Below are 14,534 nucleotides of genomic sequence, written 5' to 3'. Positions count from 1 at the left end.
CAAACAACATCTATAATTCAGATTCATTGAATGGATGGCAGATCATACAGACATTATAAAACCAAGTTATTCTGAGCAAGATACTTTCAATGAGAATAATTCACCAAAAATTGGAAATATTTCAGTCTTTAAACCTTTATTATATCGCGATGATATATTTAACACTTCTTTTTCTTCATCTTGTGCCAATCTAGGCCATTCCAAAGTAACCTTGTTGAATCCCAGTTTAGTGAGAGAACTAGAAATTATTAGCTTATGATGGGACCATTCCGATGATAGCTCTACTTCTTTAATCAATTCACCATTAATTGAAATCTTAACTTTACTCTCTTTGATATGTTTCTTAACTCTACTCGTCATCTCTATATTCAGATCATGATTACCGTTGGTAATCAAAGTAAATGATGATGTTGGCCACCATGATTTAAAATATGGAATGCTTCTTCGTGTATTTATCTCAGGATCTTTAGACATTCTAATGACTGAGCCAACTCGTTCAATATATTGAGGTTCTGTCAAATCTACACCATGTTTAAGTTGATCGATATAACTCTTTTGATACGATTCTTTCAACCCCTTGCCATTACGGCCGTGCTTGTCGAATATTTCACAAATTGCGTCAATAGTTTGTTCATCTGCACCTGGTGACGATTGAGCCACTGGAAAATCAAGTGGAGAATTGACAAGCTCAAGTAGCTTTTGCCCTGCTCGACTCAAGCCAAATCCAGCCCCTTTTTCACAACTTCTGGCTTTAACATAAAGTTCCATAACATCCAGTATTTTTTCTGAGTACTGAACGGCTTTTCCAAATAACTTAACTATTCGCTCTCTTTCTGCGATTTCATCAATAGGTCGATTTATATGACTGTTATATAAAGCAATGTAGAAATAAGAAACAGCTAAGTTATATGAGTATTCGTCTAATTCAATCGTCTTCTTTGCCATTACCTCCCAGTTTACATCTGGCTTATCTTTTCCGTGACAAATTAACCATTCTGCTATAGAAGACATCGCAACTTTAAAGCCTTCCGGGGTCATATGACAGTAATCAACAAAAAGCGAGCCGCCTATCACCTTCGAACCTAAATACTTAGAGAAGTAATATTCCAGATCGATAACTTTAATATCAATATCTTGTTGAATAATACGCTCTTTAACAAATGCGGGAGTACCAGGGAATGATGTTACAAGATCATGCATCAATGCATAGCTGCATTCTGCATCCAAATACGATTTAGCTTCTTCAGCACGATTTAATGCAATCAAACTATTAGCCACAATACGGTTAGAAGTGGCCGCAATACCACCATCAATCTCGACCATGCTCAAGCCCAACGCCAAAGCCTCAACATATTGTCCACTCATCATTGATTGCGATGCTTTTCGGTATAATTCATACCACTCGGCAGTTTTGCCATTACCTAACCAATGGAGCGGCATTTTACGCTCCCAATCTGCGTAATTTGATGCGGGTAAAGCAAAAATAAACTCAGCATGACTTTCTTTAGATATTGCATCTATTCTATTTATCAATATTTCTGCATTCTTTTCTAATTTTTCCTTATATTCAACCGCAATTCCATTAGGGCCTAAGTTTGCGAGTACATTCGCATAATCTCTTCGCCTTTCTAAAGGTGCATTATGCTCAAATAAAACATCTGAAAACCAGTTATTACCCGCAAGGATAATCACATAGTCCGGTTGTAATTGTAAACTCGCCTTACAAGTATCTAATAAACCACCGGCATTAATGCAACTTCTTGCAAGATCGATAACCTCCCACTCAACATCAGAATATTGATTAAGTAAGTGAGATAATGTTTTAGCCGGTGTAATATAAGGTGAAAAAAACATGCCAAGCGCCGCAGACTCGCCGATAAGACATACCCTTTTCACACCTTTAGTTTTACTCACCGTCAATTGCTGCTGTGAACTCTCCCAAAAAATGGAATCAGATTGCTCGCGTCTTATAAAAACCACCTCATTATCAATTTTCGTTGGATGCCATGTACCGATAGCAGTATATCCATCAACATTTCCACTGCATGAAGGGATATTATTGCAAAATGTCGTACCATGACTATTTTGATCTTCATTCATCAAATAAATTTGAGCTAACCGCATAACTTCCAAGGCATTCTCTTGATTATCAGAAAGAAACTCCGCTAACTTTTCGGTATTGACATTAGATTGATTCATATTATTTTCCTAAAAACGTAAGTTTATTCTAGATAAAGGTATAGATGGCTTCTATAGATTGCCCTGTAAAGAGATCTTGTGGTGGCTGAATAAAACTAAACTCTATTTCTGCCATCTTAGAAAACGCTTCCGAAAGCATAGTTCGCTCAATAATAAAATCTTCCAGAACTAAAACATCAATTCCTGAATTACCAAAACACCTTACCGCATCAAGTGGAGTACAAACGATGGGTTCTCCCCTCACATTAAATGAAGTATTCACCAATATTGGGCAATTCGTTGCGTTATAAAACGCCTTCAGTAAAGAATGAAACTTTGGATTAGTATCAGCAGTAACTGTTTGTGGTCGGCAAGAGCCATCAACATGTGTGACTGCGGGTAAACTGAGATTTGAGGTTATTTGACACGTTTCAAGCATGAATGGTGTTGGAATTGATAATTCAATATGATTTGCGGCTTCCTCTTCCAAAAGTGCTGGCGCAAATGGCCTAAATCCTTCTCTCTTTTTGACCAATGCATTTAGCCGATCTCGCATAGAAGGATCTCTCGGGTCCGCAATAATACTTCGTGCTCCTAAAGCCCTAGGACCAAATTCCATCCGCCCCTGAAACCAACCAATGACTTTTCCATTTATGAGCATCTCAACAATGGTTTGCTCAAAACCTTCTCTATCTTCACGGAAATCCAACGCTTCAATCTCCATTGAAGTTAGCATCTCCAATATGTTGTCGTTACTAAACTTTGGACCGAGATAAGGGTTTGTAAATGGCTCGTAACTGTGTCGTTTTCCCGTCATCTCAATATGAGCCAATGCAGCTGCCCCCAAAGCGGAACCAGAATCTCCAGCAGCAGAAGGAATAAAGATATTATTAAATAGGCCAGTCTTACGGATGGCATGTGTCGCAACACAGTTTAGAGCAACACCTCCTGACAAACATAAGTTTGTTGAATCAACTTTTTCCCGCAGATCATGAACTTGTTTGATAAGAATCTCTTCCAACACCACTTGCAAGCTTTTCGCTAAATCCATGTGGTGTTGTAGCATCACAGATTCTTGTTCTCTTGGGGGAAAACCAATCAAGTCAATAAAAGCATCCGTGTACATTCTATTTATCTGGCAAAAATCAAAGAACTTCATATTCAGCTTAAACCTAAATATTTTCTCCATACTGAACATTTCTCGCAACTTATTGGTATATATTGGTTTACCATAAGGCGCTAATCCCATGACTTTATATTCGCCACTGAGTACTCTGAATCCTAAGTAGTTAGTAATAGTGCTATAAAAAAGACCCACTGAATTTGGATATTCAATTTTCTCGAACAAATTGATGTTATCGCCTTGCGCATAACCAAAAGTAGAAGTTTCCCATTCCCCCACACCATCAGAAGTCAATATAGCCGCGTCAGTAAAGCCAGAAAATAGATAGCTCCCGGCAGCATGTGCCATGTGATGATCGTAAAACTTGATCTCTTTCTCATACCCCAATACTTCAGTAATATCACGAAATGGCTTGTGGCAGTCCAACCAATGAAGACCGTTAGTAGCAGAAAAGTTGAAATTGGAAGCAAGTTGCCTAGACAACTTCTTATAAGGGTTTTCATAATAAGCAATACAGTCGATATCTGTAATATTAATTCCGCCCTCTTCTAAACAATATCTGAAAGCTCTAATTGGTAGTCGAGAGTCATTTTTGAATCTGGAAAATCGCTCTTCTGAAACAGCAGCTATTAATTGACCATCGCTGATCAGTGCACAAGAAGAATCATGAAAATTTGCAGAGATACCAATTATATTCATAGCATCATACCCTATTTTTTAGGTTTAAGAATAAATACCAGCACTAACTTATTTATTTTTAGCAAAGTTATATATCCGTCATCTTTCAGGTTGCCTCTTTGTTGGCTGCACTCTCTCACCCCGGTCACATCGTTATCTATGCTCTCGGGGATTCGCTCCCTTGCCGCCGCGATGCATCTTGAAATCCATTGGGTATACATCTTATTTTAATTTATCAATTTAAACGATGGATTCATTATTCACCACGTATTATAAATAAAAAAGTATATGACAGAAGTCCTATTTTAATCATTATAGAAAATCAGTCTCCCCCCATTAATTATTCTTCTCCATCCATTTATTTATTACCGCGGAAATAGCGTTAACATTAGGTTGGAACATTATCGACATATGATGACCATCAATATCCTCAATAATAAGATCACCAGAAATATGTTGGCTCCAACCCAAGCATCTTTCTTTAGCCTCATTAGGGAATACCAGCATCTCTTCCATATGAGAACGGTCTTTAGCACGAAAAAGAATCGTGTCAATGTTTACAGTACCAGCAGTGTACTTTGATGACACTCTGGAATTAGCCAGGCAAGTGTCAATCATGCGTTCAAGCATAGTGACATCAGCATCTGGGGCAAATCCACCATGTTCTTTAATAGTATTTAATACAGCATCAAGTATCTCGCTGTGAGTCAGCTTGCTCATGTTTTCTAAATCAATATCGATATGAGTACCAAATTGTTCAACAATTTCTTCGAGACAAAGACCAAGAACTTTCATCATGTTCAACTCTTTATGAGCTTTTCCAGGCGCCACGCTGTCAAACAAGAATAGTTTAGATACTTCATAACCACTTAACTCAAGTTGCCTCGCCATCTCAAAAGCAATAATTCCCCCGAAAGACCATCCCCCAAGCACAAAAGGGCCTCGTTCTTGAACTTTTAGCATTTCATCAATATACATTGAAGCCAAGGTTTCAACGGTATCTATCGATTCATGCCCCCATTGCTTATAAAATAACGGTGACTGGAAAGCATAAAGCGGGTTAGCTAACATTGTGGCTAATGGGATATAGCACATTGCGCTACCACTTAGAGGATGAACGATAAATACGGGCTTATTATTAAATTTATTTTTTGCAAGAGGTATTAAAATACGGTTTTCATTATCTATATCATTACTCTTTATTTTTAATGCTAAGGATTCAATATTACCGCTATCATACAACGTATCTAAAGGTAAATTCTTGCCAAAAGTTTTATTTATCTCAGAAATTAAACGGACTGCTCGAAGAGAGTCCCCACCACTTTCAAAGAAATTTATATCTAAGGTTGGTTTTTTAAATCCGACAATCTCCTCCAAAATAAGACAAAGTGATAATTCTACATAGTCTCGCGGATAGCGTAAACCTCCACCTTCATTACCCAGCTCTATTTCAATTTGATTAAGCTTATTCCTATCTATCTTACCATTATTATTCAACGGTAAAACATTTAACGCCTTAATTACCGAAGGAACCATATAGGCTGGTAGATTTTCTAATAGATATTTTCTTATCGTATTGATTGATGTGTTTTGATGCTCTTCATAAAACTCAACAAATGCGACTAAACGTTTATTTCCTGGTGATTCTTCCTGAACCAAAACAATAGCATCTTTTATCAATGGATGCTTTCTTAATATATTTTCTATCTCTCCAATTTCTATTCTAAATCCCCGGATCTTAACTTGATGATCAGTTCTACCCATGAATTCTAAATTACCATCAGGTAAGTATCTAACGACATCGCCGGTGCGATACAGTTTGTCAAATCTTATATCAGAACCTAATCTGTTTTTTAGAAAGTGGCGTTCCGTAAGTTCTGGACGCTTCCTATAACCTTTTGACACACCCGCGCCACCAATATATAGTTCACCTTTAGCTCCGATTGGTAGAACGCTTTGTTCACTATTTAAGACATAAAACTGCGTATTTGTGATCGGTTTACCAATTGGAACCCTCTTTGCATCTTTACTGAGTTTTTTAACATCAAACCACGCAGATGAACATGTCACTTCGGTTGGACCGTAAGCATTAATAAAGCCTTTTGGTGGCGCTTTACTTTCCAAAACACAGTGTGCTTTTGTCGGATCAAGTGCTTCACCACCCACAACAAGCAACTTAAGCCCACCAAAACTTTCCGGCAACTCGGTAGCGATCATATGATAAAGCGCGGTAGGAAGATAAAGCATGGTAATTTTCTGTTGTTTAATAAAAGCAGAAAATTCCTGTGGGATTAGTTTTATAGCATCAGGAACCACCGTAATAGATGCACCATGCAATAGCGGTGCCCAAATTTCCCATGTAGAAATATCAAATGCAAAGTTATTAACTTTTGCAAAAACATCTGCTTTGTCGCACTCCATATGATTAGTATCACAAACCAGTGCCGCAACATTATAATGCTGAGTCTGAACGCCTTTCGGGATCCCGGTCGATCCTGATGTGAAAATCATATATAAGATGCTATCAGCCGGAATCGAGTGCGAAGGATTTGTCTCCTTATACTCATTGAATAACTGATTTTCTTCATCAAGCAATATTAGATCAATGCCACAATGCGCAACTGTTTTAGCAAGCGTTGATTGCGTTAAAATCACAACTGAATCACTGTTTTTCACTATAAAATCAATTCTAGCGGCAGGAAGTGCAGGATCTAATGGTACATACCCGGCACCAGCCTTTACAATTCCTAGCAAACCTACAAACATTTCAATCGATGGTTGAACACAAAGACCAACTAAATCAGTAGGATTGACGCCATAATTATTTAAGTAGTGAGCTAACTTATTAGCTCTTTTATTTAATTCTTCGTAAGTTAAATATTTATCTTCAAACTTAACTGCAATATTATCAGGATATAGTTTAACTTGCTCTTCAAAAATTTCATATAAAGTTTTATCTGTTGCTACAGGCCCTCGCTCATTATTCCAATCTTTAACGAGAGTATTTCTTTCTTCACTATCAACTAATTCAATATAATCAATACTCTGATCTGGACTCATCAAAATATAGTTAAGCGTTTTTATATAATAACGGAAAAGTCGATTCACTGTCTCTTTATCAAAGAGATCAACTTTATATTCTATATATCCATTAATAGAACCAGCATCCGAAAATAAAGCCAAACTCAGGTCAAATTGAGAATTGCCGGGATTTAATAACACTCCTTGAGGTACTGCCTCACCGATATTAAGGTGATTTCTTTTTCCATTGTAAAGAGAAAAGAAAGTATTAAATAATGGATTTTTATTTTTTTTACGATTAGGACATGTTGCTGAAACAACTTCATCAAAGGGAATATCAGAATTTTCAAATATATCGGTTAATTTATTTCTCATTGATTCAAGATAATTTAAAATTGTCGTCTGTTTAAAACCATTATGTCTTGTCACCACGACATTGGCAAAGTTTCCTATAATGTTTTCAATAACACTATGATGTCGCCCAGCTACAACGGTTCCAATAGTGAAGTCATCTTCACCGCTGACAATATAAATAAGGACTGAAAAGGCAGCCATCATAATCTCAAATTGGGTGAATCCATTATTTTTTGAAAATTCATCAATTTGGCTCACAATTTCTTCTGGTAATTGAAAATAGAACCGAAAACCGCTATCACTAATATTAGTTGGAAAAGAATTCCCAAGTGTAATGTCAACTTCGGAAGGTACCCCTTCTAGCATATTACGCCAAAAATCCAATTTTCCACCACGCCTCGATTCATTCATAAAAGTGTTATACCAGTGCATATAATCAATAGGTTGTATCGCTATCTCAGGTAGAGAGATATTTTCTCCTCTTAAATAATATACCCTATGGATTTCAAGATGCATCGCGGCGGCAAGGGAGCGAATCCCCGGGAGCATAGATAACTATGTGACCGGGGTGAGTGAGTGCAGCCAACAAAGAGGCAACTTGAAAGATGACGGGTATAAGTATAAAGTTGGTTAAGTTCATTAGTAAATATATTAGCAGAAGAGGTTCCATCAGCAATAATATGGTGAAAATTCCAGAAAATAACATGTTCATCATGATTACTAATGAATAACACCCTAAATAGATAATCTTTCTCTAAATTAAATGACCTAGCAGACTCCTTCTCTACGATTTTTTTAGATTCCTCTGAAAACTGTTGTTCAGATATATGATTAAAATACCAGACATCAAGTTTAAATTCTGAAATTGGTACAATTTTTTGATAAGGAATACCATCCAACTCATAAAATGTCGTTCTTAAAGATTCGTGGCGTTTGAAAATATCATTCAATGCCTTCTCCAAACTACTTAAACAAATCTTTCCTGACAACCTAAATGCTTCAGGGCAATTATAAGCCGCAGAGTGAGGATTAAGCTTGTAGAGATACCAGAGGTTTTCCTGTGTGCCTGATAAAGGAATAACCCCTTCCCTTGACATTGGGGTAGGCTTTTCTACATGGATATTAATACCTTTTTCTTCAATAATTCTTGCTAATCCTTGTACTGTTGAGTTTTCCAGAAAATCGCTCATTTTAATATCGGTTGAAACAGTCTCTCTTAGCTGAGTAAGTACTTTCACAGCCGTCAGAGAGTGACCACCAATTTCAAAAAAATCAACATCTTCATCATTGACTGGCCTACCAAGCACCTCTTGCCATATATAGCGCACCTTGCCTACAGTTGTAGAAAGGTCAATTTCTGAAGCCTCTATTTTATGCAAATCCGCAAATTCTGGCAGGGCACGGATATCTAATTTACCGGTTGAAGTTAATGGAAGCGCTTTTAACTCGATAAATAAACTTGGCACCATCTCCTTTGGCAAACGTTTTTTTGCAAATTGTCTAAGCTCACGTTTATCGACTATCGAACCTTCAAATAGTACATAATAAGCAACCAAGAACTGATTAACCTTATCTTGCCCTCGATTTCTTAATGCAACCCTTAGTTGCATAATAGATGCATGACTTTCTAATACATTTTCTATCTCTCCAGGTTCTACTCTAATACCATTGATCTTAATCTGCTGGTCAACTCGGCCTAAAAATTCCAACCCACCTCCAGATATAAAGCGAGCTTTATCGCCGCTTTTATACATGAATGAATCTTTACTCTCTTCCTCAGTAAACGGTTTTTTTCTAATAAACAGAGATTCTGTCATTTTTGCCCCTGATAGGTATCCATTTGCAAGAGGCTTCCCTGCAATATACATTTCCCCAGGTACACCAATTGGGACTTGTTGCATATTATGGTCAAATATATATATCTGTCTGTGTGGACAAGGGAGACCAATATAGGTAGAGGATTGTTGTTCACCTATTTTGCATTGCCAATAACTGGTATCAATAACTGCCTCTGTTGGCCCGTAAAAGTGATACAGGTTTACCTTTATCTTCGAATGTATACTTTCTCTTACGTTATTTGGTAATAACTCCCCGCCAGTAATAATGCAAGTTAAAGAACAACATTTTTCAATATTTTTCTCATTAATGAGTAAACCAAGCTGAGTAGGTGGAACTTGAAGATGAGTAACGCCATAATGAATAATTGTATTTATAGCTTCCTTTGGCTCCCAATTAAACTGATTGTCACCATTGACAATCAATGCACAGCCCGCTGAAAAAGCACCAAAAAGCTCCCATATAGCAACATCAAAATTCGGGGCCGCTGAATATAGCAATCTATCACTTTCACAAAGATTCAAGATTGACCTACGATTTTCAAGTTGCAAACAAAGCGCACTATGACTAACCATTACCCCTTTAGGCTCACCCGTTGAACCAGAGGTAAAAGAAATATATGCAATAGAGTCAGGTGTAGCTTGGTTACTCAGTGAGATAGAACGTAAATTACCAGATTTTAATTCGCTATCAATCTCAATAACGCACTCGTCAAATTCCTTTACAATATTTGCTAGTGAACTCTCACTCAAGATTATTGAACAACGCGTATTAGCGATTATCGTCCGATTTCTCTCCACAGGGTGCCTTGCATTAAGCACAACAAAAGTGGCTCCCATCTTAACAATAGCCAATAAACTGGCTATAAAGTAGGTAGTTCTCCCCATGCAAAGACACACAACATCACAAGCTTTTACACCAGCCTCTTGTATAATAGCCACTATCTGATTCGTTTTTTCCTCTAATTGCTGATATGTCAGGTTTTCATTAGGACCGACTAATGCTACTCCCCCAGAATTTAACTCTAAACATTGATAAAACAACTCAGGTAACGTTTTATCTCCACTTTTAGCCATACTCTTTATACTACTATATTTCCTAATTTCCTCTTTTTCACTATCAGGAATAATCGATAAATTTGCTACTGATCTATTCGGTGTCTCAATTGAATCAATGAATTCAATTAAGTTATTTGCCCTTCTCTTGATCGTATCTTGGTTAAAAGCAGCAGAATGAATCCATGTAATGGATTGCTCAGTATTTTTCTCTTCTAAAGCAATACAAATATCAATACCCTCTAACTCTTTGTATTGCAGTGGAAGTCCAATACAAAAACAAACTGTCGTTGTAGTTAAACTCATTAGTGGAGAATCATTTCTTGATTTCTCAATGATATCTATAATCGCCTCACTCGGAGTCGACCACTGTTTGACTTTACCGGTTAGGGTAACTAAGTTACTTTCAATTGAATCGTTAGGTTTATATTGATAAGTGAAAAAATATGTCGAATTTTCCTTAACATTGAAAACGAGTATCGAGATAGATTCTTGATTAGAAATTCTGGCTAATAATACAGAAAGCGAAGTCAATATGACTTCTACGATAGATTTTTTATTTCGTTTGGCGAATCTTTTAACTTTACTTTTTATTTTTTCATTAAGCAAAGCTGTCGTGATACTTTTCGTCAATGTAATTTCTGAAGATAATAACGAGTCTTTTATAATATTTATTAATGGAACTTCATCTTCTTTGTGATCATTATAGAATTTAGCCGCGCCATCAGTAAATCGGTTTTCTTTATTATTGATACATTCCTTGGAAAAAAAGAGAGAGGTCTTATTGAGATTTGTCGTAATCGTTTCATCTAGAGAACCAATATCCACACCATAAGCATTAATCTTTTCAAAAATATAATCTATCTGACTTCCAAGTCTTGTTCTATTTAAGTCATTTTTAATTAGAATCAATTCTTGGTTATAATTATCCTTTATCCAGTCAATTATGGTATCCTGCTCTAAAGGATATCGATGTTCTATACAAGCATATAAAATAGCCCAAACTCCAACTCTACCAGCATAATAGTAGGTTGCTTCGAGACCTTTCTCTTTGATTTTGCATAATCTTGTGATTTCATTTATTGATGAATACAATTTACTCCAAATTTCCTTAGCACCAAGTTTCTCAACAAAATAAAATTCATTTTCCGGATCTTTGGTTGCTAATATTGAACCTATCTCCATCAATAATGTTTCAGTTGGTCCTTCACCTATTCTCAAAAATCGACTATCTCTCAATAAACTAGATGCCACATTTCTTTCATCTAACCCTCTTGCTCCCATCAATTGGACTAAATTATCTGTGGCTTTCCAAACAAATTCTGATCCCAAAACTTTTGCAGCAATACATAAACTCGCAGGAACAGATACACCATGATCGAAATCCCCACATGCTTGATCAGATATTGCCGTCACACTTGTTATCGCATGAATTAACCAACTCAGTTGTAATTCTGTCACTGGATTATTTATCAGTAGCCCGGTACTGATTTGACGCTGGGAAGCAAATCTATACATCAATTGAGCACACCGCTTCATTACCCCAATGGCCAGTGAACTCGCTAGTGTACGCCCAAAAAGCAAACTACTCGCAGCAACTTGCATGCCTTTTCCCAATTCACCTAATCGCTGTGTATTTCGGACAACAACGTTATTAAAAGTGACGGTACGCAAATCAAGACCTTGGACTCCCAGATAATTCTGTTCACCACCAACTTCTATACCTGAGGCAGATGCTGGAACTACAAAGCAGCTAATTCCTAATTCATCAGCAGATTGATGTTTTGCAAATACAATAAATACACCAGCAATAGAAGCTCCACCCAACCAACATTTACTACCATTCAGTACCCAGGAATCATCATCATGCTTCGTCAGGGTGGACTCCATATTTCGCGGATTCGAACCCGCAGCGAGTTCACTCAATGCAAAACATCCAATCATCTCACCTGTTGACACTTTCGATAGATATTCCTGCTTTATTTCTGGACTAGCATGTTTGAATATCAAATAACTACATGAGTGTTGGAGTATAGTAAAAGCTGTAAGAGTAATATCTATGGCTGCGAGTTGTTGGATGATTTGGGAAGCCTCTGAAACAGAAATATCGATGCCATTGAACTCTATCGGTATTTGCATACCAAAAAGTCCAAGTTTCCCTGACTGATAAATAAATTGCTTCGATATTTCTTTGCCTTTGATTATCTCATCATCTGATTTAGAAGTTAATCTAATCCAATCTAATAATTCTTTCACTTTGGGACTAATCTGGGCTTTATTATTATCTGGGCATTTTCTATTGAGATCTTTTTCTATCAGAGATTCTTTTTAAGATTTTAGTGCAATAATATCTTCTCTTACTTTCATTTTCCACATAACTCCTATTAATATTTAACTCCTAAGATGCGGACAATAGCAAAACCAGCAAAAATTCAAAGAGTGTTAACAGTTAAATAATCAGAGGTGTCTCCAGTACATAGGATAATAAGGAAAATATTCTTTTTTATCCTAACGAATATAACCTCAGTTGCCTTTTCTACTTTAATTATCTGGATGGATGATAAACCCCATTTCTTCCATCAAAGGAATCATTTGCCATTCAAATATTTCAACGCCAGAAAAATCTAATAATCTCACGTCTATATTAGATATTTCCGCATTCCTTAAATCAGCTTTAAATATTGATAACCCATCATAGCGGGATGGAGAAAAAATAGTATTAGTTAGATTTGAACCTTCAAGGTTTACGCCTGATAATACAACTGAAACTAAATTACTTTCTGATAAGTCGCACTTTTCAAGATATACGCCTTCAAAATCTGAATATTTAAAGTTTGATTTTGTTAATGTTGCTGAGCTGAATATAACTTTTCGACTGACTACTTTTGTAAAGTCGGCAAGCTCAAAATGACACCCTTGCGCCTGACACCTATCAATTGTTATATCAAATAGCTCAGCACGATAAAAATTACTTGTTGAAATATCACAGCAAATAAACTTTGAACTACGTAAGTCTGCACTATGAAAATCACAACCTTTTTGACTATCTTTACTATAAAATAATGTATTTTCAAACTCACCATTTGAAATATTGGCTTCAATAAAGTCACAGTTAAATACTTGACAATTTATTAAACGCAAACCATTTAAGTTTGCACCTGAAAACTTCGAATCAATGATAACACAGCTTTTAAATACTAAATCTGGTTGATGTTCATTACTCCAGTCCAAATTATTAAATTTTCTACCTTCAATTATACCTGTTTCTTCTGAAATATCTAAACTAGACTCAAACATATTAAATCTTCTCACTATACGATGATTCATACGAGCTATTACTCTATCTAAACCATAAATTGTATACCCGTTATCTTTCAAGTTGCCTCTTTGTTGGCCGCACTCACTCACCCCAGTCACATCGTTATCTATGCTCCCGGGGATTCGCTCCCTTGCCGTCGCGATCCATCTTGAAATCCATAGGGTATATGATAGAAACGAATTTCAGAAAATGATTTTCCAATGAAATTTCCAATTCTGGAACCATTACCTTACCTCCCCCTTTGAATTTGTATATACACATCAATTTAGATAGGGTTTGTTGAATAAGTCAAGGAAGTTTTGAAGAAGACGAATGGAAGGTTGAAATATACAACACCAGGAAAATGTAAGTTCTGATGAAGACTTCACATTTCTATTAATATTACCTTTCAAAATATTATCTGTATAAACAAGTTAGCGGGAAAACCGTCTCCTTTCCCCTCCCCAGAACGACAAGGTTTTTCGGAAGCTGATTAATGATAAACTCACCCGGTAGCTTACCTTTACTCTGGTAAGCTACCGCCCTTAGATTACTGGCGCTCTAAATGCCATATAAATACTTTACGAATAACTTTTCAGTCTTATATAGATTATTTGGATAATCGAGATTAATTTAATACAACACATCTTAAGTAAGGTTTTAAACTTACTGAATCCAATAGGCACCAATTTTTTACCTGTTATCAATCTTTATTTTTTAAGTTATGTAGATGTTGTAAATATTCATGGCATGTTGGTAAATTATTTACCATATTTTCTGCTTTCATATAATGGCGCAATAACATCTCATCCGCTTCATCAGGCATCATTAATGATAATGCTGGTTTACTCCTTAGTGAATCTGCAGGGCACGAGCATACTTTGACTGCTATTCATCCAAAGAAAACTCTTGCCCGATAATCATCGCACCAACCCGCTTTTTTAAGCTTGTTCCTTTGGCTCGGTGCCCCGCAATCGCATTGTTTGACCAG

General features: G+C 36.4%; 6 protein-coding genes. All 6 read right to left on the bottom strand.

Going from position 1 to position 14,534, the window contains the following annotated elements; genetic code table 11:
* Window positions 1–66: 66 nt before the first annotated feature.
* The 6 genes from AAC155_RS21780 to AAC155_RS21755 all read right to left on the bottom strand — a co-directional run bounded on the left by AAC155_RS21780 (window position 67) and on the right by AAC155_RS21755 (window position 13,662).
* On the bottom strand, window positions 67–2,199 hold the full coding sequence (locus tag AAC155_RS21780) for a hypothetical protein (RefSeq protein ID WP_113044117.1): 2,133 nt from the start codon (window positions 2,197–2,199) through the stop codon (window positions 67–69).
* 28 nt (window positions 2,200–2,227) lie between these two features.
* Window positions 2,228–4,000, bottom strand: a complete 1,773-nt coding sequence (locus tag AAC155_RS21775; protein ID WP_113044116.1) for a carbamoyltransferase family protein — start codon at window positions 3,998–4,000, stop codon at window positions 2,228–2,230.
* Between the two features lie 11 nt (window positions 4,001–4,011).
* Window positions 4,012–4,200: a hypothetical protein gene (locus tag AAC155_RS21770; RefSeq protein ID WP_146748140.1), complete on the bottom strand. Its 189-nt coding sequence runs from the start codon at window positions 4,198–4,200 to the stop codon at window positions 4,012–4,014.
* 115 nt (window positions 4,201–4,315) lie between these two features.
* On the bottom strand, window positions 4,316–7,870 hold the full coding sequence (locus AAC155_RS21765) for a thioesterase domain-containing protein (RefSeq protein ID WP_158536618.1): 3,555 nt from the start codon (window positions 7,868–7,870) through the stop codon (window positions 4,316–4,318).
* Window positions 7,837–12,501, bottom strand: coding sequence for a non-ribosomal peptide synthetase (locus AAC155_RS21760; protein ID WP_146748139.1), 4,665 nt, complete (start codon window positions 12,499–12,501; stop codon window positions 7,837–7,839). Before AAC155_RS21760 ends, AAC155_RS21765 begins: the two co-directional genes overlap by 34 nt.
* Before the next feature lie 285 nt (window positions 12,502–12,786).
* Window positions 12,787–13,662: a pentapeptide repeat-containing protein gene (locus AAC155_RS21755; RefSeq protein ID WP_205068580.1), complete on the bottom strand. Its 876-nt coding sequence runs from the start codon at window positions 13,660–13,662 to the stop codon at window positions 12,787–12,789.
* Between the last annotated feature and the right edge of the window lie 872 nt (window positions 13,663–14,534).

This window comes from Photorhabdus sp. HUG-39 (assembly GCF_963878365.1).
GTDB classification, from domain to species: domain Bacteria; phylum Pseudomonadota; class Gammaproteobacteria; order Enterobacterales; family Enterobacteriaceae; genus Photorhabdus; species Photorhabdus kayaii.
The sequence above is the reverse complement of the archived record's forward strand: the minus strand, read 5'-3'. Positions and strand labels throughout refer to the sequence as shown.